General features: G+C 66.9%; 18 protein-coding genes. 3 read left to right on the top strand and 15 right to left on the bottom strand.

From position 1 onward, the window contains the following. Nucleotides 1–38: 38 nt before the first annotated feature. Nucleotides 39–1,952, top strand: coding sequence for a vWA domain-containing protein (locus AC3IPP_RS14205; protein ID WP_489177416.1), 1,914 nt, complete (start codon nucleotides 39–41; stop codon nucleotides 1,950–1,952). Nucleotides 1,953–2,041: 89 nt separating this feature from the next. Here AC3IPP_RS14205 and AC3IPP_RS14200 read toward each other — a convergent pair whose 3' ends face one another. The 7 genes from AC3IPP_RS14200 to AC3IPP_RS14170 form a co-directional block, all read right to left on the bottom strand. After that, nucleotides 2,042–3,064: an isopenicillin N synthase family dioxygenase gene (locus AC3IPP_RS14200; RefSeq protein ID WP_489149440.1), complete on the bottom strand. Its 1,023-nt coding sequence runs from the start codon at nucleotides 3,062–3,064 to the stop codon at nucleotides 2,042–2,044. A 54-nt stretch (nucleotides 3,065–3,118) separates the two neighbouring features. Continuing rightward, on the bottom strand, nucleotides 3,119–3,952 hold the full coding sequence (locus AC3IPP_RS14195; protein ID WP_087140371.1) for a DUF4908 domain-containing protein: 834 nt from the start codon (nucleotides 3,950–3,952) through the stop codon (nucleotides 3,119–3,121). Between the two features lie 48 nt (nucleotides 3,953–4,000). Further along, entirely contained in the window at nucleotides 4,001–4,726 is a 726-nt protein-coding gene (gene phbB / locus AC3IPP_RS14190; RefSeq protein WP_489149439.1) for an acetoacetyl-CoA reductase, read from the bottom strand. Between the two features lie 100 nt (nucleotides 4,727–4,826). Continuing rightward, entirely contained in the window at nucleotides 4,827–5,897 is a 1,071-nt protein-coding gene (locus AC3IPP_RS14185) for an NAD(P)-dependent alcohol dehydrogenase (RefSeq protein ID WP_489149438.1), read from the bottom strand. Nucleotides 5,898–5,902: 5 nt separating this feature from the next. Then, nucleotides 5,903–6,655 (bottom strand): DUF72 domain-containing protein, encoded by a 753-nt coding sequence (locus AC3IPP_RS14180; protein WP_489149437.1) that lies wholly within the window; start codon nucleotides 6,653–6,655, stop codon nucleotides 5,903–5,905. A 69-nt stretch (nucleotides 6,656–6,724) separates the two neighbouring features. Then, nucleotides 6,725–7,330, bottom strand: coding sequence for a hypothetical protein (locus AC3IPP_RS14175; RefSeq protein WP_489149436.1), 606 nt, complete (start codon nucleotides 7,328–7,330; stop codon nucleotides 6,725–6,727). Nucleotides 7,331–7,350: 20 nt separating this feature from the next. Further along, a complete protein-coding gene (locus AC3IPP_RS14170) occupies nucleotides 7,351–7,560 on the bottom strand; it encodes a hypothetical protein (RefSeq protein WP_489149435.1) in 210 nt (69 codons plus the stop codon). Between the two features lie 138 nt (nucleotides 7,561–7,698). Here AC3IPP_RS14170 and AC3IPP_RS14165 point away from each other — a divergent pair, with 138 nt between their 5' ends. Then, nucleotides 7,699–8,490 carry a TSUP family transporter gene (locus AC3IPP_RS14165; RefSeq protein WP_489149434.1) on the top strand — a complete coding sequence of 264 codons (792 nt, stop codon included), beginning with the start codon at nucleotides 7,699–7,701 and terminating at the stop codon, nucleotides 8,488–8,490. Here the strand turns inward: AC3IPP_RS14165 and AC3IPP_RS14160 are convergent. The 3 genes from AC3IPP_RS14160 to AC3IPP_RS14150 all read right to left on the bottom strand — a co-directional run bounded on the left by AC3IPP_RS14160 (nucleotide 8,487) and on the right by AC3IPP_RS14150 (nucleotide 12,333). Beyond that, nucleotides 8,487–10,088, bottom strand: coding sequence for an ATP-binding protein (locus AC3IPP_RS14160; RefSeq protein ID WP_489149433.1), 1,602 nt, complete (start codon nucleotides 10,086–10,088; stop codon nucleotides 8,487–8,489). The genes AC3IPP_RS14165 and AC3IPP_RS14160 overlap by 4 nt on opposite strands. Before the next feature lie 94 nt (nucleotides 10,089–10,182). After that, on the bottom strand, nucleotides 10,183–11,544 hold the full coding sequence (locus AC3IPP_RS14155; protein ID WP_489149432.1) for a glutamate--cysteine ligase: 1,362 nt from the start codon (nucleotides 11,542–11,544) through the stop codon (nucleotides 10,183–10,185). 69 nt (nucleotides 11,545–11,613) lie between these two features. Further along, entirely contained in the window at nucleotides 11,614–12,333 is a 720-nt protein-coding gene (locus tag AC3IPP_RS14150) for a 16S rRNA (uracil(1498)-N(3))-methyltransferase (RefSeq protein WP_489149431.1), read from the bottom strand. Between the two features lie 83 nt (nucleotides 12,334–12,416). Here AC3IPP_RS14150 and AC3IPP_RS14145 point away from each other — a divergent pair, with 83 nt between their 5' ends. Further along, nucleotides 12,417–13,931, top strand: a complete 1,515-nt coding sequence (locus AC3IPP_RS14145) for an ABC1 kinase family protein (RefSeq protein ID WP_489149430.1) — start codon at nucleotides 12,417–12,419, stop codon at nucleotides 13,929–13,931. On the opposite strand, the gene AC3IPP_RS14140 is transcribed toward AC3IPP_RS14145, so the two are convergent. From AC3IPP_RS14140 to AC3IPP_RS14120, 5 genes are all read right to left on the bottom strand, one after another. Then, nucleotides 13,932–15,095: an acyl-CoA dehydrogenase family protein gene (locus AC3IPP_RS14140; RefSeq protein WP_489149429.1), complete on the bottom strand. Its 1,164-nt coding sequence runs from the start codon at nucleotides 15,093–15,095 to the stop codon at nucleotides 13,932–13,934. 173 nt (nucleotides 15,096–15,268) lie between these two features. Next, nucleotides 15,269–17,050, bottom strand: a complete 1,782-nt coding sequence (locus tag AC3IPP_RS14135) for an acyl-CoA dehydrogenase C-terminal domain-containing protein (RefSeq protein WP_489149428.1) — start codon at nucleotides 17,048–17,050, stop codon at nucleotides 15,269–15,271. A 4-nt stretch (nucleotides 17,051–17,054) separates the two neighbouring features. Then, nucleotides 17,055–17,543, bottom strand: coding sequence for a MerR family transcriptional regulator (locus AC3IPP_RS14130; protein WP_087140361.1), 489 nt, complete (start codon nucleotides 17,541–17,543; stop codon nucleotides 17,055–17,057). A gap of 199 nt (nucleotides 17,544–17,742) precedes the next feature. Then, nucleotides 17,743–18,156 carry a DoxX family protein gene (locus AC3IPP_RS14125; protein WP_087140360.1) on the bottom strand — a complete coding sequence of 138 codons (414 nt, stop codon included), beginning with the start codon at nucleotides 18,154–18,156 and terminating at the stop codon, nucleotides 17,743–17,745. A gap of 217 nt (nucleotides 18,157–18,373) precedes the next feature. Further along, a complete protein-coding gene (locus AC3IPP_RS14120) occupies nucleotides 18,374–19,837 on the bottom strand; it encodes a protein adenylyltransferase SelO family protein (protein ID WP_489149427.1) in 1,464 nt (487 codons plus the stop codon). Nucleotides 19,838–20,026 lie beyond the last annotated feature (189 nt).

Genomic DNA, 20,026 nt, shown 5'->3' with positions numbered 1-20,026 from the left:
TGCGCCAGACACAGGGCAATGTGGCGATGATGTTCGCCATGGCCCTGCCGGTGCTGTTGATGATCACCCTGGGCGCCATCGACATCCACCAGGCCTCCAAGGTGAAGGCCCAGCTTCAGGACGCGCTGGACGCCGCCGCCCTGGCCGCCGCCCGCTCGAACTTCACCGACGACGTCAACATCAACAAGGCCGGCATGGCGGCGCTCAAGGCCAATATGCCGGGCTATTTCGGCGAGACCTCGGGCGACACGGCCAGCTTTGATCTCGTGGACGATGAAAGGGTGGTGGCGCAGGCCCGGGTCAATGTGAAGGTGCTGGTCGCCAACGTGGTCCTTCCGCCATACGGCAAGCTTCTGGACGACTACCTGCCCGTATCGGCCAGTACGGAAGTTCTTCGCCCGACCAGAGATATCGAGGTTTCGCTTGTTCTCGACATCACGGGATCGATGGAAGGCTCGCGTTTGACCGACCTTCAGAAGGCGGCGAATGATCTGGTCGAACTTCTGATTTTGGAAGATCAGAGCGTCAACCGAACCCGCATGGCTCTGGCTCCCTATTCCATGGGGGTGAATGCGGGCGACTATCTTGATGTGACGCGAGGCAAGGCGCGAGGGGCGACGGCGATTACAGACGCGTCTTGGATGGTTTCCGGGTCGCAGAAGACGATCAGCGGCGTGACCAAGGCGGATGAGGCTGTCTTCACCGCCAATAATCACGGCTATGACACCGGCAACTTCGTCTGGATCAGCGGTGTGACCGATTCCGGCAGCGGCAGTGATCTGGCGGGATGGCTGAACGGGCGTGTCTATCGGGTGGTGCGGATCACTTCCAACACCTTCAAACTGGAACGCTGGGACGGCTCCCGTTGGAGCGTGGTCTCTACCACGGGACGTCAGAACTACGCATCCAACAGCGGTATTGCGCGGCGGTGTCATGCCGCCACCTGTGAAGTGGTGGTGACCTCAGACAAGCACGCCCTGAGCACGGGCGAGGATGTCCGGATTCTGAACGTCGGCGGCATGACGCAGATCAACACCCAGAATTCGGTCGAGCCGGCGTCGCGATCGTCCGTTCCCTTCTACCAGACCGTGACCAAGCTGACGGACACGACCTTCGCGCTGAACGGCGTGGTCGGCCCGACGACGACGTTGGGCAACTACAGCAAAAATACCGGCACGGTGCAGTGCCTCGAGTACGGTTGCGAGAGCTTCCTCTTCACGAACAACGAGAACAACCGTCGCATATTCTGGGCGTCGTCCTGCGTCAGCGAGCGCGTCGGCCCAGAGGCCTATACCGATACCGCGCCTTCTACCGATGTCGTGCCTGCGACAGCCACGGTCGCCTTCTCCTATGTCGGAACGACCAATGTCGGCCAGGGCGGGTGCATGAGCACGACGTTCACCCCGCTGACCAGCAACCGTGACACGCTCACGAGCCACATCAACAAGTACAAGGCTGAAGGCGGCACCGCTGGACAGATCGGCGTGGGCTGGGGCTGGTACCTGATCTCGCCAAACTTCGGGGCGGTGTTCCCCGAGGAAAGCCGGCCGGAACCTTACGGCACGCGCGGATTGGTGAAGGTCGCCATCATCATGACCGACGGCGAGTTCAATGCTGTCTATTACGACGGGGTCCGGGCGCGGGATTCCGGTACGGGCGGCGGCACGAACGAGCGCTGGATCAACCATGATTCCAACAACGGCAGCCCTTTCCTCCAATCTGTAAGGATGTGCGAGGCGATGAGGGAGCAGGGGATCATCATCTACACGGTCGGCTTCGATATCTCTGACGCCAACGACCGCACGCCGGGCACGGTCGATACCGCCGCAGAGGTCATGAGGGCGTGCGCGACCAGCCCGGAGCACGTCTACCTGCCCAAGAGCGGCGCCTCGCTGAAGGATGCTTTCGCCGCGATCGGACGCAGCATTAGCCAGCTCCGCATCGCCAAATAGCGAAAGCGCCAAGGTAAAAAGGGCGGCCGACAAAAAGGGCCGGCGGAGCGATCCGCCGGCCCTTCGTGCTTTTCAGTCGCTCCGCCCGGTCAGATCAGGCGGATCTCCTTCAGGCGCTCGGTCAGGAAGGCCTCGGCCAGGATGGTCTTGCCCGCATAGCGGTCCGGGTTTTCCGCCGTGATCGTCGACGGCAGGGTCTCGATCGGGAAGTCCGGGTTGAAGTGCAGGAAGAAGGGCGTCGAATAGCGGGCGAAGCCGCGACGCTCGGGCGCCGGATTGACCACGCGGTGGGTCGTCGACGGCAGGACGTGGTTGACCAGCCGCTGCAGCATGTCGCCGATGTTGACCACCAGGGCGCCCGGCGGCGGGGCGATGTCCAGCCACTCGCCATCGGAGTCCTTCAACTGCAGCCCGGCCTCTTCGGCGCCCAGCAGCAGGGTGATGACGTTGATGTCCTCATGGGCGCCCGCGCGCACGCCCTCGGCGTCGGCCGGGATCGGCGGATAGTGCAGCAGGCGCAACACGCTGTTGCCCAGCTGGACCTTGTCCTCGAAATAGGCGTCGTCCAGTTTCAGATAGCGGGCGATGGCCTTCAGCACGCGGCGGCCCAGTTCGTCCAGACCGTCGTACAGGCCGTAGACGTGCTCCTGGAAGCCCGCGACCTCGGTCGGCCAGACGTTGTCGCGCATGTACTGGCGATAGGGATGACCCTCCGGCAGTTCGCGGCCCGTGTGCCAGAACTCCTTCAGGTCCACCGCCTTGGCGCCCTTGGCCGCCTCGACGCCGAAGGGGGTCAGGCCGCGCGCGCCGCCGGTGCCCGCCTGATGGTACTGGCGTTTCACGTCCTCAGGCAGGGCGAAGAAGGCCTTGGCGTCGGACACGGCGGCGTCGATCAACCCCTGGTCCAGGCCGTGGTCGGCGATGACGGCGAAGCCGTAGCGGGCGAAGGAGGCGCCCAGGGCGTCGGCGAAGGCCTGGAAGTCGGCGTCATAGCCCTTCATCGACACCGGAACGATGGCGCGGGTCTTGGCCTTGTCCTCGGCGGAAACGGCGGTGAGGGAAGAGGTCACTGTGAAATCAGCCTCTCTGATAGTGAGCATGGCGGCCCTCATACGCCCAATGGACGCGAAAGGGCAGATGGCGCGGGTCGGACCTTTGGTCCATCGTCAGTCCTGCGGGATGACGGCCCGGATGACGCGCGCGGACGAAGGGCGGCCGGCGATGCCGCGCCGGGGGTCGACCACGACGCGCAGGTCGCCGCTGGAATAGGTCACGCTCGCGCGCTGGCCCTCGACCACGGTGATGCTGCGAAGCCGATCCAGGAAGGGGCGGGCGCTGGGCGAGCGGGCGATGCGGACCACGGCGTCGGTGGTGACGATCAGGGCCTCGATGCACAGGGCCTCGGACTCCTCGCCGAAGACGTTGATGCGGACCAGGCGGCCCATGGCCTCCGAGACCAGGCTGCTGCGCCGGGTCATCAGGTTGAACATCTGCACCGGGCCGAGGGAGGGCGGCTCCAGGCTGACCGGCGGCCCGGCCAGGCTGACCGGCGAGCCGCCGGGCGCGCGCGTCGTATAGACGGTGATGCCGCCGCCGGTGGTGACGCGCAGCACCTGATCGCCCGCATCGTTGCGATAGATGGTGTCGCCGCGCGGCGCCGAGGACGGACGCAGCGCCCAGGTCTCGGTCGAGCGTTCGAACCGCAGCAGGGTCAGCGACCCCGCCCGGTCCAGAATGAAGGTCTGGCCCGCCTCGGAGACATAGCGCCCCGGCGGCGGGGTGGTGCGGATGACCGATTGGTCGCGGATGACGCGGCTCTGTTCGGACTGCACGTTCGAGCGGGTCTGGGCTTCGGCTTCGACGGCGCCCGCCAGGCAGGCGAAGGCCAGCGCCAACCCGGTGGCCTGGAGCAGGCGCACGCCCGCGCCCGTCGCTGCGCTGGGCGTTGCGACGGCGAAGAAAGGCGGTTTCTCCGCCACGACTTCGACCGCAGTCTTCATGTTTTCAGAGGTGATACGCGCGAACGGCGGATTTTGGGCGAACGCGGCTTATCCAACCAGGTACTGCCCGCCGTTGAGCGAGAGCGTGCACCCTGTGACATATCCGGCACGCTCGCCCGACAGCCAGGACACCATGTCGGCGATCTCCTCGCCCTTGCCCAGGCGGCCGACGGGGATCTGGGCCACGATGGCGTCCAGAACCTTCTGGTCCATGGCGCCGACCATTTCGGTGTCGATATAGCCGGGCGCGATGCAGTTGACGGTCACGCCCTTGCGCGCATTCTCCAGCGCCAGCGCCTTGGTGAAGCCGATCATCCCGGCCTTGGCGGCGGAATAGTTGGTCTGGCCGATCTGACCCTTCTGGCCGTTGATCGAGGAGATGTTGACGATGCGACCGAAGCCCCGGTCGCGCATGCCGTTGATGACCTGGCGCGTCATGTTGAACACGCTGTCCATGTTGACGCGGATGACGTCGGACCACTGATCCGCGCTCATCTTGTGGAAGAAGCCGTCGCGCGTGATGCCGGCGTTGTTCACCAGGACGTCGATGGGGCCCAACTGCGCCTCGACTTCCTGCACCGCGCGAGCGCAGTCCTCGAACGAGCCGACGTTGCCCTTCACCACCATAACGCCCAGTTCGCGGGCGGTGGCCTCTGCGGCCTCGGTGTTGCCGGAATAACCGGCGGCGACCTGCAGCCCGTCTTCCTTCAGTCGTTGAACGATCGCCTTGCCGATGCCCCGGGTGCCCCCGGTGACGAATGCGGTACGCGTCATGACGTCTCCCTGTCCTGTGCGGCGGTCGTCATGGTCGCGACGCCGTCCGTCTCCCTTGCTGACAGCCTTAGCGCGGCTGGCGGCGAACGAGAAGACAGGGTTATGCCGTCGCGGCCATACGGCCCATGTCGATGACGAAGCGGTAGCGCACGTCCGACCGCTCCATCCGTTCATAAGCTTGGTTGATCTGGTCGGGGGCGATCACTTCAATATCGCACACGATCCCGTGTTCGCCGCAGAAGTCGAGCATCTCCTGCGTCTCGCGAATCCCGCCGATCAGCGAACCGGCGATGCGCCGGCGCCGCCACAGCAAGGGCATGGCGAAGACCGGCAGTCCCTCCGTCGTCAGCCCCAGCATGACCATGGTCCCGTCGCGCGCCAGCAGATTGACGTGGCTGGCGATCTCATGCGTGGCCGAGACGGTGTTGATGATCAGGTCGAACTTTTCGGCGGCCGCCTTCATGGCGTCGGCGTCCGAATTGATCAGGAAATGCTTCGCGCCCATCCGTTCGGCGTCGGCCTTCTTGCGGTCCGAGGTCGACAGAACCGTCACCTCGGCGCCCAGGGCGGCGGCCAGTTTGACCGCCATATGGCCCAGCCCGCCCAGGCCGATCACCGCCACCTTCGACCCCGGCCCCACGCCCCAGGTCTTCAGCGGCGACCAGGTGGTCACGCCCGCGCACAGCAGGGGCGCCGCCGCGTCCAGCGGCAGACTATCGGGTATCTTCAGCACGAAGGCCTGATCCACCGTGATGCGGTCGGAATAGCCGCCCTGGGTGATGGTCTGGCCTACGCCTGCGCCCTTCGGATCGCGCGAGCCGTAGGTCTGGGTCATGCCCGGCTCGCAATACTGCTCCAGCCCCTCGCGGCAGGCTGAACAGGTCCGGCAGCTGTCGACCATGCAGCCGACGCCGACGCGGTCGCCTTGCTTGAAGCGCGTGACGTTCGCGCCGACCGCCGTCACCACCCCGGCGATCTCATGGCCCGGCACGATGGGATAGCGCGTCCCGCCCAGGTCGTTCTTCGCCACATGCAGGTCCGAGTGGCAGACGCCGCAGTATTTGATCGCGATGGCGACGTCGTCCGGCCCCGGATCGCGGCGCTCGAAGCTGTAGGGGCTCAGCGGCTGGTCGGCGGCGGTCGCGGCGAAGGCGCGGGTGGCGATGGGCATGGCGTTCAGTCCTTCAGCTTGGCGATCAGCGCCTGGGCCGCCGCCGGGTTCCGCACCTTGGCTCCCGAGATGAAGTAGGCGAAGACGTCGCCGCGCTCGGCCCAGCCGCGGGTCTGCCGCGCCACGGCGTCCAGCTCGTCCGAGGTCATGCCCGTCGGCTCGTCCTCGCGGCTGGACATCAGCCGCGCATATCTAAAGTCAGATGTTTCTTCGTCGATCTGCGGCCAGGTCGGCTCCTCATCGTCTACCGCATAGACGATGGCTGCGCCGTACTTCCGCGCCAGATCATAGAACTGTTCGGTGGCGAAGGTCGGATTGCGCACCTCCAGCGCATGCCGCAGCCGCACGCCGTCCTTCTCCTTCGGCAACAGCTTGAGGAAGCCCTCGAAGTCCTCGGGATCGAACTTCTTCGTCCCCATGAACTGCCAGTTGATCGGTCCCAGCTTGTCGCCCAGCACCGTCAGCCCCTGCGACAGGAACCGTTCGAAGCTCTCGGCGCCGTCGGATAGAATCTTTCTATTGGTGCAGTAGCGGCTGGCTTTGACCGAAAAGACGAAGCCGTCGGGCGTCTCGTCGCGCCACTTCATCCAGCTGTCGGGCTTGAAGGTCGAATAATAGGTGCCGTTGATCTCGATGGAGGTCAGCGCCCGGCTGGCGAACTCCAGCTCCCGCTTCTGGACCAGTCCCTCGGGATAGAAGACCCCCCGCCACGGCTCGAAGGTCCAGCCGCCGACGCCGATATGGATGGACCCTGTCATGGCGAAGTCTCCGTAAACGCGCGCTTCTTCATGCACCCGGAGTGGACAGGCGAGCAACCACGCTTGGCGTCAGGACACGCCGGCCGCGGCGGCGGCCATCCGGGCGGGGTTCACTATGCTGAGGCCGGCCAGAAACAGATAGAGTGCGATGTGCAGGCCGACGGTTAGCGCGAACAGCCAGGCCCGGCGGGTCAGGGCCGCGGGGATGACAAGGACCAGGTAGATGACCAGGTTGAAGCTGTAGCTGACGGCTACCTCCAGGCCGCCGCCCCTCGCCATGCTCATCCACACCGCTCCGATCAACATCATCAGGTTGGCCAGAACCAGCAGCAGCATGATCGCTCGCTTGTTGGCCCAGAAGTGGACGTCCAGATTCTGCACCGTGTCATCGGGCTCGGGGAAGATCAGGCTGGTGGCGACGAAATAGACCGTGGCTACGACCAGGCCTGCGATCAGCAGGCCATAGCTGTAGGGGGCGGTGCTGAAATTGGTCCAGGCCGCGTCCCAGAAGGTGGCGATGTCCAGGGCGACAAAGGCGGCCAGCATGGGCGTCTTCCAGCCGACGGGCACGGTCTTGCGGTGCTTGAAGGCGCGCGCGACGCCAGTAGCGATCACCGCCACCGACAGGCCTAGCACCAGGCCATAGAAGCTGAAGAAGAATTCGAATGCGCTCATGCTGTCCCCCGCCGCCTCGCTTAGGGCGTGGGCGCTTTCTCGTCCACAATGCTGGATCCCGAGGCGGTGCGGCCGTCGTGGTCCGCCTGTTTGCCGCCGCCGGACTTGATGACGCCGAAGCCGAGCGCCAGACCCAGCAGAATACCGATCGCCATGTTGTCGATCAGAGCGCCGAAAATGACGCCGATGGCGATCCCCATGGGAAATCCTATGACCACCGTCTTCTTCATCGAACATCACCTTTCGGATCGGCAAGGCCGAATAGGATTCCATGAACGCGAGGCGGCGGCTCGCGTCAAGCGGACCTGAGCTGTGGTGAAAGACGGTGGCGGGGTCTATAGCGCCAGCCTGACCGGAGTGCTGCGCGCGTGTTTGAATTGACGCCTGAGATCATCGTCCTGTTGGGCGTCGCGTCGGTGATCGCCGGCTTCATCGACGCCATCGCCGGGGGCGGGGGGCTGATCTCGCTGCCGGCCCTGCTGTCGGTGGGGCTGAACCCGGTCGCCGCCATCGCCACCAACAAGGTTCAGGGCAGCGTCGGCACGGCCAGCGCCCTGTGGAATTTCTGGCGAAAAGGTCGCGTGGATTTTCGCCTGATCCGCTGGCCGATGGCCCTGGTGGCGGTCGGGGCGGGGCTGGGGGCCTTCGCCGTCACCCTGGTCGACACGCGCTGGCTGATGATCCTGCTGCCGGTGCTGCTGGTCGGCATCGCCCTCTATTTCCTGTTCGGCCCCAAGGCGGCGGACGAGGACGCCCACGCCCGGCTGACGCCCTTGGCCTACGCCTTCGTGGCGGGCGGGATCGGCTTCTATGACGGCTTCTTCGGGCCGGGGACGGGGTCGTTCTTCGCGCTGAGCCTCGTCATGCTGCTGGGCATGGGGCTGACGCGGGCGACGGCCCACACCAAGGCGCTGAACCTGATGAGCAACGTCGTCGGCATCGTCGTCCTGGCCGTGGGCGGCCATGTGGTCTGGGCGCTGGCAGGGATCATGGCGGTGGGCCAGTTCATCGGCGGCCGCCTGGGGTCGCACGCGGCCATGCGTTTCGGGCCGCGGCTGATCCGCCCCCTGCTGGTGGTCATCTCCCTGGCCATGACCGCGCGGCTGCTGTCCGACCCCGCCAACCCGCTGCGGGCCATGATCGCCGGCTGGCTGAGCTAGACCGCGCGGCGGCCCAGCGCCCGGCGGACGGCGCCGGTCAGGGCCTCGGCCGTGACGGGCTTGGCCAGATGCAGGTCGGCGCCCGCCTGGGCGGCCTGTTCCTGATGCTCGGCCATGGCGTTGGCGCTCAGCATGATGACCGGCGCGCGCGGACGCATCGGATCGGCGTCCTCGACATCGCGCAGGGCGCGCGTGGCGCTCAGCCCGTCCATCACCGGCATCTGCATGTCCATCAGCACCAGGTCGAACCGCTCGGCGGTGAAGGCGGCCACGGCCTGCTCGCCGTTCTCGACCAGGGTCAGCTCGACGCTGTCGCCCAGGATCAGCTGCACGACCCGCTGATTGATCGGATGATCCTCGGCCAGCAGGATGCGGGGACGGACGCCGCAAGACGGTGCGTCTGACGTCGCTTCCTCGTCATAGGCCGCATCGAACTCGGCCAGGGAGGCGATGCGCGCCAGCGGCAGTTCGACCCGGAAGCGGCTGCCTTCGCCCAGGACCGACTCGGCCTCGATGCGCCCGCCCATCATCTCGGCCAGGGCATGGCAGATGGACAGGCCCAGCCCGGCCCCGCCGAAGCGCCGGGTGATGGAGGCGTCGGCCTGGCTGAACCGCTGGAACAACTGCGCCGCATGGTCAGCGCCGAAGCCGATGCCGCTGTCGCGCACCTCCAGCGTCAGCAGGGCGTCGCCGTCGCCCCTGTCCAGCAGGTCGATATGGGCTGAGACCTGGCCTTGCGCGGTGAATTTGACGGCGTTGGACAGCAGATTGCTCAGGATCTGGCGGATCCGCACCACGTCGCCGTTGAAGACGCCGCACGCGGTCTCGGCGCGCTCGAGGCGGAAGGTCAGCCCCTTCGCTTCGGCCAGGCCGCGCAGGGGAGCGATGGCCGGGATCAAGGCGTCGTCCAGATCGAAGGGACGGACTTCCAGCGTCATGCGCCCGGATTCGATGCGCGACACGTCCAGTATGTCCGTGACCAGCCGCTCCAGGGTCACGCCCGAACTGCGGACCAGCTCGACCATTTCGGCCTGCTGGGGCGACAGCGGCGTACGCGCCAGGGCGTCGATGACGCCGATGACCCCGTTCAGCGGCGTGCGGATCTCATGGCTCATATTGGCCAGGAAGTCGGACTTGGCGCGGCTGGCGGCCTCGGCCGCAGCCTTGGCCTCGACCAGGGCGCGCTCCGCAGCCACCTTGGCCGTCACGTCGCGGGCCACGGCGTAGATGCGGTCGCCGAACTTCTGCGCCCGCCATTCCAGGGTGACGTAGCGGCCGTCCTTGTGGCGATAGCGGTTGACGTGGCCCAGCACGGGATCGCCGGGGCGGCGAGTCTCGACTTCGGTCACGCTGCCCAGGGTGCCGGGCAGATCGTCGGGGTGGACCAGGGTCAGTATGGCCAGGCCGACCAGCTCCTCGGGCTGATAGCCCAGGGTCGAGGCCCAGGAGGCGCTGACCCGCACGATCCGCCCCTCCAGGTCGCGGATCACCAACAGGTCCAGGGACACGTCGAAGAAGGTCGCCAGATCGACCCCGGCGTCAGGCGGCGGCTGCGGCTGTCCCGTCGAGGAAGGGGCGGCGGCCGGAGTGAAGGGCATGGGCGGTCCTGAGGCGCGGTCCTGAAGGCAGGCTGGACCTCATCCTAGCGCCTGCCGGTTAAGGGCGCCTTGCGGCTCGCGTTTCAGGAGAGCTTCAATAGGCCATGTCGCGATAGACGCGGCTGAGATCGCCGCCCCATTCGCCGTTGTAGAGCTCCAGCAGCCGATCGGCCGAGGTCACGCCGCTGTCGGCGATGTCTTCCAGCTCGGTGATGTAGCCGCGCTCGTCCACCATGCCGCCGCTGAAGCGGGCGCGGTTCTTGAGGCCCTGTTTGGCGATGGTCACCATGTCGACGGCGATGTCGCGCACGCTGCGGCCGTTGACCTCAGCCTTGAGGCCCAGCCGCGTCACGTCGCGGCGCAGGCGTTCATGGTCCTCGATGTCCCAGTCCTTGCACAGGTCCCAGGCCGCCGCCAGCGACGGCGCGTCATACAGGATTCCGGCCCACAGGGCGGGCAGGGCGCAGATGCGGCTCCACGGCCCGCCGTCGGCGCCGCGCATCTCCAGATACTGTTTCAGCCGCACCTCGGGGAACAGGGTGGTCAGGTGGTCGGCCCAGTCCTTCGCCGTGGCGCGATCGCCCGGCAGGGCGTCCAGCTTGCCCTCCATGAAGGCGCGGAACGACTGGCCCGATAGGTCGACATAGGTCTCGCCGCGCTTGGCGAAATACATCGGGGTGTCGAGGGCGTAGTCGGCGTAGCGTTCGTAGCCGAACCCGTCCTGGAAGACGAAGTCCAGCATGCCCGTGCGGTCCGGGTCGGTGTCGGTCCAGACGTTGGCGCGCGCCGACAGGAAGCCGTTCGGCTTGCCCTCGGTGAAGGGGCTGTTGGCGAACAGGGCCGTGGCGATGGGTTGCAGCGCCAGCGAAGTCCGGAATTTCAGCACCATGTCGGCTTCGCTGTCGAAGTCGAGGTTCGCCTGGATGGTGCAGGTGCGCAGCATCATGTCTAGGCCCAGCGTGCCCTTCTTGGGCATGTAGGCGCGCATGATGTCATAGCGGCCCTTGGGCATGACGGGGATGTCCTCACGCCGCCACATCGGGTCGAAGCCCAGCCCCAGGAAGCCCAGATTCAGCTGATCCGCGACCTGCTTGACCTCCATCAGGTGCTGGCCGGTCTCGTTGCAGATGTCGTGGATGTCCTTTAGCGGCGCGCCCGACAGTTCGAACTGTCCGCCCGGCTCCAGACTGATCGAGGCGCTGAAGCCCTCGGCGTTCCTGCGCTCCAGGGCGATGACATGGCCGGCTTCTTCGACCGGCGCCCAGCCGAAGCGTTGCAGGCCCGTCAGCATCGCCAGGATGCCGTTCTCGCCCTCATAGGCGGGGCGGCGCAGGGTCGATTTGTCGAAGCCGAACTTCTCGTGCTCGGCGCCGATGCGCCACTGGTCGCGGGGCTTCTCGCCCTTCGACATGGCGTGGATCAGCTGGTCTCTGGAAAGGGGCGCCGTGTCGGACATCTGTAACCTCTGCTGTCGCGGCTAGATGGGCCAGCCGACGGCCATGCTCAAGGGGTGCGGCGGAAACTTCTAGCGATCCCAGTCGCCGACGGCCGCCTGCCACAGGGTCATGGCGGCGATGGCGGCGGTGTCGGCCCGCAGGATGCGCGGCCCCAGCGAGACGGCGGTGGTGAAGGGCAGGGACCGCAACCGCTCGCCTTCCTCGGGCGAAAACCCGCCCTCCGGCCCGATCAGTATGGCCCATTGGCCCTCGCCCGGGCCGGTCAGAGCGGACACCGCCGGCGCGCCGCCCGTCTCATCACAGAACATCAGCCGCCGCCCGTCCTCCCAGCCGTCCAGCAGGGCGTCCAGCTTCACCGGATCATCCACCACCGGCACGTCCAGGCGCCCGGTCTGCTCGGCGGCCTCCTCGGCGATGGCGTCCAGCCGGTCCAGCCGCAGGCGGTCGGCGTTGGTGCGCTGGGTCAGCACCAGCCGCACCCGCTTGGCGCCCAGTTCGGCGGCCTTCTCGACGATGGTCTCGACGCGGGCCTTCTTCACCACGGCGACGATCAGCTCCAGATCGGGGCCATAGACCTGCGGCCGGGTCTGCTCCTCGGCGCGCAGGATGACGCCCTTCTTCAGCACCTCGGCGACGCTGACGCGCCACTCGCCGTCGCGGCCGTTGAAGACCAGCAGTTCGTCGCCCGCCTTCAACCGCATCACCTGCGTCAGATAGCGCGACTGGTCGAGCGTGGGCGCCAGGGCGGCGCCGGGGGCGAGGTCGCCCTGAACGTAAAGACGGATCATGGCGTCTGCATATCGCGCTTTCATGAAGACGACCAACTTCAGCCTGACGGGAACGCGGCGAGCTTACCCCGCGTTGGCCTCTCATGTTCACAACCTTGGCCGTAGCGGCGCGCGATCGAAAACGTCTGGCCGAGATTTCCGGCGTCGCGGCCCGCTTCGGGCTTGAGGCCGTGCTGCTGCGTCTCGGCCTCGGCGGCGGCGAGGCCCATGCCGATGGGCCGGAGCCGCTGCCGCGTCGCACACGTCAGGCGCTCGAGGCGCTGGGCCCTACCTTCGTCAAGCTGGGCCAGATCCTGTCCACCCGCTCGGACCTGCTGCCCGCCGACTGGATCGTCGAGTTCGAACAGCTTCAGAGCGCCGGCCCCACCCTCGATTTCGAGGGGCTGCGGCCCGAGGTCGAGGCCGCCCTGGGCGGGCCGCCGGAACAGGTCTTCGCCCGTTTCGACACGGCGCCGCTGGCCGCCGCCTCCATCGCCCAGGTGCACCGCGCCGCCCTGCATGACGGGACCGAGGTGGTGGTCAAGATCCGCCGCCCCGGCGTGCGCCCGCGCGTCGAGGCCGACCTGCGCCTGATCGCCGAACTGGCCCGCCGCGCCGAACAGTCCAGCGCCGAGATCGCCCGCTATCGCCCGCGCGCCCTCATCGCCCAGCTGACCGAGGCCATGCTGGACGAGCTGGACTTCACCACCGAGGGCCGCAACGTCGACCGCTTCGCCGCCGACTTCGCCCGTAACCGCGATGTCGTCATCCCTGTCGTTTACTGGCAGCACACGACCGACAGCGTGCTGGTGCAGGACTATCTCGACGGCGTTCCGCCCATAGACGCCGCGCGGCTGAGGGCGGCCGGCGTCGACCCGCGCCGGCTGGCCCGCGTCGGCGCCGAGGCCGTGCTGGACATGGTGCTGGTCAACGGCCGCTTTCACGCCGATCCGCACCCCGGCAACCTGCGCGGCCTGCCCGGCGACCGGGTGGGGCTGCTGGACTTCGGCATGGTCGGGACCGTCACCCCGCGCCGCCGCGCTGAGCTGATCAGCTTCGTCCAGTCGCTGGCCGCCGGCGACGGCGCCCGCATGGCCGAGGTGCTGGCCGACTGGACCGAGGGGGCGGACGTCTCGCGCACCAGCCTGACCGCCGGGGCCGAACGGCTGATCGCCCGCCACGGTCAGGGCGCGGTCGACCTGCCCGCCATCGTCGCCGACCTGATGGGGCTGATGCGTCAGGAGCGGGTGGCGGCCCCGCCCGATCTGGTGCTGATCCTCAAGGCGCTGGTGACGATCGAGGGCGTGCTGTCGCGCGTCGATCCCGACTTCGATCTGGTCCAGACGATGAAGGGCGCCTGGAGCCGCGCCCTCTTCTCCAGCCGCAGCCCGGAGGCCCTGCGCAACCGCCTGATCGCCGCCCTGCTGGACCTGTCGGCGGCCAGCGACGACCTGCCCCGCCTGATCCGCGCCGCCTCCCGCCGCCTGACGGCCGAGCCGGTCGCCAGCCCGGCGCCGGACAAGGAAACCGCCCGGTCGATCATCTCGGCCGGGCGGTGGATCGCCGCATCGATTGTCATCTCAGGCGCCTTGATCGCGGGCGCCCTGCTGCTGCGCTGATTACAGCGTCCGCGCGATCAACAGCTTCATGATCTCGTTCGTGCCGCCGTAGATGCGCTGGACGCGGGCGTCCTTGTACAGCTGGGCGATCGGATATTCGGTCATATAGCCGTAGCCGCCGAAGAGCTGCAGCATCTCATCGATGGTCTCGCCCTGAATGTCCGTCACCCAGTATTTGGCCATGGAGGCCGTGGCGGCGTCCAGCTGGCCCTTCAGGTGCAGAGCAATGCAATGGTCGACGAAGACCTTGGCCACGGTCAGCTTGGTCTTGATCTCGGCCAGCTTGAACTGGGTGTTCTGGAAGTCGATGACGCGCTTGCCGAAGGCCTTGCGCTCCTTGACGTAGGCCAGCGTCGCCTGAAGCCCGCGCTCGGCGGCGGCGACGCCCTGAACGGCGATGTTCAGCCGCTCCTGCGGCAGCTGCTGCATCAGCTGGACGAAGCCCTGTCCCTCGGTGTCGCCAATGACGTTCTCCAGCGGCACCTTCACGTCATTGAAGAACAGCTCGGAGGTGTCGTTCGCCTCCATGCCGATCTTGTGCAGGTTGCGGCCGCGCTCAAAGCCTTCGGCCCCGTCGGTTTCGAGGCAGATCAGGCTGGTGCCCTTGGCGCCTTCGGCCGGGTCGGTCTTGGCGACGACGATGATGAAGTTGGCCAGCTGGCCGTTGGTGATGAAGGTCTTGGAGCCGTTCAGGATATAGTGGTCGCCCTGTTTGACGGCGGTGGTCTTCACCCCCTGCAGGTCGGAGCCCGCGCCCGGCTCGGTCATGGCGATAGCGCCGACCAGTTCGCCCGACTGCAGGCGCGGCAGCCAGCGCGCCTTCTGCTCGGCCGTGCCGTAGTGCCAGATGTAGGGCATGACGATGGCGTTGTGCAGGCTGATGCCGAAGTGGTCCGCGCCCTTCCAGCCCAACTGGCGCATCAGCACCACTTCGTGGCGATAGTCGCCGCCGAAACCGCCGTCCTCTTCCGGCAGCGACAGGCCCAGCAGGCCGGCCTCGCCCGCCGCGTTCCACAGGCCGCGCGGCACCGAGGACTCGGCGATCCACTGCTGGAACTTCTCTTGCGGAGCGTGCTCGTCGATCCATTTGGCGACGGAGTCGGAGAAGAGAACGATCTCCTCTTCCTTCATGAAGTCGGGTTCGGGGCTGCCTAGCACGTTCATGGATTTCCTCTCCTCCCCATCCCTGATGGGGAGGGGGACCGCGAAGCGGTGGAGGGGCTACGGCCACCGCAAGGGTTTACTGTCGAGCAACGGAAAGAGCCCCTCCGTCTCGTCGGCTTCGCCGACGATCCACCTCCCCATCAGGGATGGGGAGGAGATCGCGAGTCTTATGCTCAGAACGCCTCGGCGGGCATCTGCATCAGCACCTCGGCGCCGGACTTCAGCTTCTTCAGGTGCGCCCCGGCGTCGGGCAGGATGCGCTCGACGAAGTAGCGGCCGGTCATCAGCTTGTTGGCGTAGTAGGGATCGGCGTCCCCGGCGGCGATCTTGGCCTGCGCCGCCTTGGCCATCTGGGCCCACAGGAAGGCGTAGGCCGTCAGGCCGAAGATGTGCAGATAGTCGGTCGAGGCCGCCGCCGCATTGTCCGGGTTCGCCATGCCGTTCTGCATCAGCCACATGGTGGCCTCCTGCAGCTTCTTCTTGGCGTCGGCCAGGCCCTCGACGAAGGGCTTGATCGCCTCGTCCTCGCCGTTCTCGCCGACGAAGGCGTCGATGTCGGCGAACCAGCTCATGATGGCGCGGCCGCCGTTGGCGGGCAGCTTGCGGCCGACCAGATCCAGCGCCTGGATGCCATTGGTGCCTTCATAGATCATGGTGATCCGCGCATCGCGCAGATACTGCGAGGCGGGGAAGTGTTCGGTGTAGCCCGAACCGCCGTGGACCTGCATCGCCAGCGAGGCGACGTGGAAGCCCTTGTCGGTCAGATAGGCCTTCAGCACCGGCGTGATCAGGCCCATGTAGTCCTTGGCCTTGGTGGCGACGGCTTCGTCGGCGGCCTTCTGCAGGTCGGCCTGCAGGGCGGTCCACAGGATGAAGGCGCGGCCGCCTTCGACGAAGGCCTTGGCTTCCAGCAGCATCCGGCGCACGTCCGGGTGGACCATGATCGGGTCGGCCGGGCCGTCCGGGTTCTTCGGTCCGGTCAGGCTGCGCCCTTGCAGGCGGTCGTTGGCGAACTCGACGGCGGCCTGATAGGCGGCGTCGCCGATGGCCAGCCCTTGCAGGCCGGTGCCCAGACGGGCCTCGTTCATGACCACGAACATGTTGTTCATGCCGCGGCCTTCTTCGCCGATCAGCCAGCCCTTGGCGTTCTCATAGGCCATGACGGCGGTGGCGTTGCCGTGGATGCCCATCTTGTGCTCGAGACCGGCGCAGGCCACGCCGTTGCGCTCGCCCAGCGAACCGTCCTCATTCACCAGGAACTTCGGCACCACGAACAGGCTCAGGCCCTTGATGCCCGGAACCGCGCCTTCGACGCGGGCCAGCACCGTGTGGATGATGTTGTCGGCGAAGTCATGCTCGCCCGCCGAGATCCAGATCTTCTGGCCGGTGATCGAGTAGCTGCCGTCGCCGTTCGGCACGGCCTTGGTGCGGACCATGCCCAGGTCGGTGCCGCACTGCGGTTCCGTCAGGTTCATGGTGCCGGTCCATTCGCCCGACGCCATCTTGGGCAGATACTTCTGCTTGATCTCGTCCGAGGCGCTGGCCTCGATGCCGTGGAAGGCGCCGCTGGTCAGGCCCGGATACATGGAGAAGGCGGCGCTGGCGGCGGCGGTGAACTGACCCACCGCGCTCGACACGACCGAGGGCATCCCCTGACCGCCGAACTCGGTGCTGAAGCCCAGCGAGGGCCAGCCGGCCTCGACCATCTGGTGATAGGCTTCTTTCCAGCCCTTGGGCGTCGTCACCACGTCGCCCGTGATGTGGCAGCCTTCCTGGTCGCCGATGCGGTTGATCGGGGCGATGACCTCTTCGGCGAACTTGCCGCCTTCCTCGACGATCTGGTCGATCAGGTCGCGCGACAGGTCGGCGTCGGGAAGCTGGTTGCCGTAGTTCTCGACCTGCAGAACGTCATGCAGGACGAAGGACAGGTCGCGGACGGGCGCCTTGTAGCTCATGGGATCAGGCTCTCGCTTTGAAGGTCAGGAAGTGGTCGTCGGGATCGTTGAGGCGTTCGCTCAGCAGGCTGGCGTAGGCCTCTGCGCCCGGCAGAAGATCGGGACGGTGTTCCGTCAGCTTGGACTCCATCCAGGCGCAGGCGGCCTCGGCCGTCTCGATGGCGCCTTCGATGTCCTCGAGCTGTTGCCGCAGCGCCGCGATGCGGGCGCGATGGCGCGGCAGGGCGATGGCCATCTGATGGACATTGTGGTCCTTCTGATCATACAGATCCAGCATCTCCTGGATCTCGATCAGGGTGAAGCCGATGCGCCGGCCGCGCATGATCAGCTTCAGTCGGGCGCGGTCGCGCGGGCCATAGACGCGGGTCTGGCCCTTGCGCGACGGCGTCAGCAGGCCCTTGTCTTCATAGAAACGCAGCGCGCGCGCGGTCGCGCCGAACTCGCGGCACAGCTGCCGGATGGAGTAGGTGCGATGTTCGTCAGCAATCGGCATGACGGCTTCATAACTTGACGCGGACGTAAAGGGAAGCTTTTCGCGCGTCGGGCTACGAAGTTGTGAACGGGCGGGTTAGGGCGTCTGACGGACAATAGAAAAGGCCGCGACCGGGGACGGGTCGCGGCCTTTATATTTGCGGGCCCTCAGGGGGGAGGGGGAGAAGCGGACCCGCAAAATCTCTGGAAGGCGCGTCGGCTCAGCGGCGGCGCAACCACAGCACCGGCGCCGTGACGGCCAGCAGGAAGACGTTGGTCAGGCTCAGGCCCAGGTCCAGGCCGAAGGCGTGGACGCCCAGGGCGATCGCTTCCAGGACCAGCAGGCCCGCCGCCGCCGTCAGCAGCAGGGGGCGGCCGAACCGCCACGAGACCAGCGGCGCCAGAACCATGACGGCCAGCACGATCTCGGCGAGGCCCAAGCCGCGCACGAAGGCTTCGCTGGCCATGGCCGGCCACTGCATCAGGACGATCAGGTTCTCCATCGGCTCGGACAGCTTGGCGTAGCCGGCGGCGATGAAGAACATCGCGATCCAGCCCTGGAAGGTCCACAGCGTGATGTTCAGATAGTCAGCGCGGGCGCGCGCCTGGTGGGAGTTCAAGGTGGTCGTCGTCATGGCCGTAACCGTTATTTTGCAACAGACACAAGATCAGTTGCTAGGGTCCGATTTGCAAGCGGGCGAAACAATCTGTGATCACGGTCGGAAAACGACGTGGCGACAGCAGGGCTGAAACCACAATTCCTCGTAACCCATTGTCTGAAACCAGCCGGGATCATCCGCCTCTAAGCCTGGGCGGGCCTCGAGTCAACGCTTGATGACATCAATTGATGACTTAGAGGCTCCAGGCGGCTTTCGCCGCCTCCAGCCGGGCCAGTTTGGCCTGCAGAGGCGCCCAGTCGTCGGCCGTGTCGATGGCGCTCCACAGGGCCTCGACCTCGTCGATCAGCATCTCTTCGGGTTCGGGGGCGGCGAACATGGGATGCTCCAGCCGCTCGGGCCGATCCGGCTCATGCTCCATCAAGGCGAAGCGGAAGGCGTCGAAGGCCTCGCCCTGATAGGTCTTGCCGCGCACCCCGCCCAGCGCCCGCGCCGCCGAGCTGAAGCCGCCGAACCAGTCGAAGAAGATCGGCTCCCAGCGCAGGGCCTCCTTCTTTTCGCGCGCCAGCGCCAGGGTGGCGTCCAGCAGTCGTTGATCCGCCGCTTCGCCCAGACTCTGCACGCCCAGCCGGTTCAGGAAGGCGGCCCGCAGGTGGCGGATATAGGCCGGGCCGAAACCGTTCAGCGCCTCGGTCAGGATCGCGACCTGCGGCTCGGCGTCGGCGATCAGCTTCAGGCAGCCCGCCAACTGAGTCAGATTCCAGAACACCGCCTCGGGCTGACGGGCGAAGGCGTAGAGGCCGTTCTGGTCGAAATAGGCGGCGGTGAAGCCCGGCTCATAGTGCGGCAGGAAGCGCCACGGGCCGTAGTCGAAGCTCTCGCCCGTGACGTTCAGATTGTCGGTGTTCAGCACCCCGTGGACGAAGCCCGCCGCGATCCATTTCGCCGTCAGCGCCGCCGAGGCCTCGACCACGGCGGTGAGAAAGCCTGCCGCATCGCCCGGCGCGACCGCCGGATGGTACAGGCTGCGGGCGTGCTCCATCAGCGTTTCGATCTGGTCCTTGCGTCCATGATAGGCGGCGCGCTGGAACGTCCCGAACCGGATGTGGCTGTGCGACAGCCGCACCATGACGGCGGCGCGCGTCGGCGACGGCTCGTCGTGCCGCTCCAGGTTCTCGCCAGTCTCGATCAGCGACAGGATCCGGCAGGTCGGCACGCCCAGGCTGTCCAGCATGGCCGCCGCCAGCGCCTCGCGCATCCCGCCCTTCAGCGTCAGCCGCCCGTCCGCATGACGCGACCACGGCGTCTGGCCTGAGCCTTTTGTGCCCAGGTCGAGAAGGCGGGGGTTTTGAGTGTCCCTATCGCCTTGCTCGCGGAGCAAGGCGGCTTGAGGGGTTTCCCGCATCTGCGCGGCCAGAAACCCGCGCCCGTCGCCGATGTCGGGGTTGTAAACGCGGAACTGGTGGCCGTGATAGCGCATGGCCGTGGGGCCGGGCTGGCCGGGCAGGGGCTCGAACCGGCTGAAATGGGCCAGCCACTCGGCGTCGCTCAATGTCTCCAGCCCGACCTCGGCCGCCGCCCGGTCGTTGCGCAGGCGCAGGATCGTCTGCGGAAACTCGGCCGCCTTCACGGCGTCGCCGTAGTCGGCGCCCAGGTCGAAGAAGCGGGGTTCGGGGCGATAGGCGGGGGAGACGGGCATGGGCGGCAGATGCGCCTTCGCTGCGCATTTCGCAACCGCGAGGCCGATCGGGCCGATCAGGCTTGAACCTTCGCCGCCGATCCGTATTTTCAGCCGCAGACATCAGGTCTCGCGTGATCCCATCCTGAGGCCAGGCCGGCGCCGCCCTGCGCGCGAATCCGGTCCGGCGTCCGTCGATAACCTGACGCC

It is taken from the genome of Brevundimonas sp. KH_060, assembly GCF_057838275.1.
Note: the sequence above shows the minus strand (reverse complement) of the source record. Positions and strands in the feature narration are given on the sequence as shown.

Excerpts from the sequence above, each read along its gene's own strand:
- AC3IPP_RS14205 (WP_489177416.1), top strand. The coding sequence starts at position 39 with ATGGCCCTGCCGGTGCTGTTGATGATCACCCTGGGCGCCATCGACATC.
- AC3IPP_RS14200 (WP_489149440.1), bottom strand. The coding sequence starts at position 3,064 with ATGAGGGCCGCCATGCTCACTATCAGAGAGGCTGATTTCACAGTGACC.
- AC3IPP_RS14195 (WP_087140371.1), bottom strand. The coding sequence starts at position 3,952 with ATGAAGACTGCGGTCGAAGTCGTGGCGGAGAAACCGCCTTTCTTCGCC.
- phbB (WP_489149439.1), bottom strand. The coding sequence starts at position 4,726 with ATGACGCGTACCGCATTCGTCACCGGGGGCACCCGGGGCATCGGCAAG.
- AC3IPP_RS14185 (WP_489149438.1), bottom strand. The coding sequence starts at position 5,897 with ATGCCCATCGCCACCCGCGCCTTCGCCGCGACCGCCGCCGACCAGCCG.
- AC3IPP_RS14180 (WP_489149437.1), bottom strand. The coding sequence starts at position 6,655 with ATGACAGGGTCCATCCATATCGGCGTCGGCGGCTGGACCTTCGAGCCG.
- AC3IPP_RS14175 (WP_489149436.1), bottom strand. The coding sequence starts at position 7,330 with ATGAGCGCATTCGAATTCTTCTTCAGCTTCTATGGCCTGGTGCTAGGC.
- AC3IPP_RS14170 (WP_489149435.1), bottom strand. The coding sequence starts at position 7,560 with ATGAAGAAGACGGTGGTCATAGGATTTCCCATGGGGATCGCCATCGGC.
- AC3IPP_RS14160 (WP_489149433.1), bottom strand. The coding sequence starts at position 10,088 with ATGCCCTTCACTCCGGCCGCCGCCCCTTCCTCGACGGGACAGCCGCAG.
- AC3IPP_RS14155 (WP_489149432.1), bottom strand. The coding sequence starts at position 11,544 with ATGTCCGACACGGCGCCCCTTTCCAGAGACCAGCTGATCCACGCCATG.
- AC3IPP_RS14150 (WP_489149431.1), bottom strand. The coding sequence starts at position 12,333 with ATGATCCGTCTTTACGTTCAGGGCGACCTCGCCCCCGGCGCCGCCCTG.
- AC3IPP_RS14145 (WP_489149430.1), top strand. The coding sequence starts at position 12,417 with ATGTTCACAACCTTGGCCGTAGCGGCGCGCGATCGAAAACGTCTGGCC.
- AC3IPP_RS14140 (WP_489149429.1), bottom strand. The coding sequence starts at position 15,095 with ATGAACGTGCTAGGCAGCCCCGAACCCGACTTCATGAAGGAAGAGGAG.
- AC3IPP_RS14135 (WP_489149428.1), bottom strand. The coding sequence starts at position 17,050 with ATGAGCTACAAGGCGCCCGTCCGCGACCTGTCCTTCGTCCTGCATGAC.
- AC3IPP_RS14130 (WP_087140361.1), bottom strand. The coding sequence starts at position 17,543 with ATGCCGATTGCTGACGAACATCGCACCTACTCCATCCGGCAGCTGTGC.
- AC3IPP_RS14125 (WP_087140360.1), bottom strand. The coding sequence starts at position 18,156 with ATGACGACGACCACCTTGAACTCCCACCAGGCGCGCGCCCGCGCTGAC.
- AC3IPP_RS14120 (WP_489149427.1), bottom strand. The coding sequence starts at position 19,837 with ATGCCCGTCTCCCCCGCCTATCGCCCCGAACCCCGCTTCTTCGACCTG.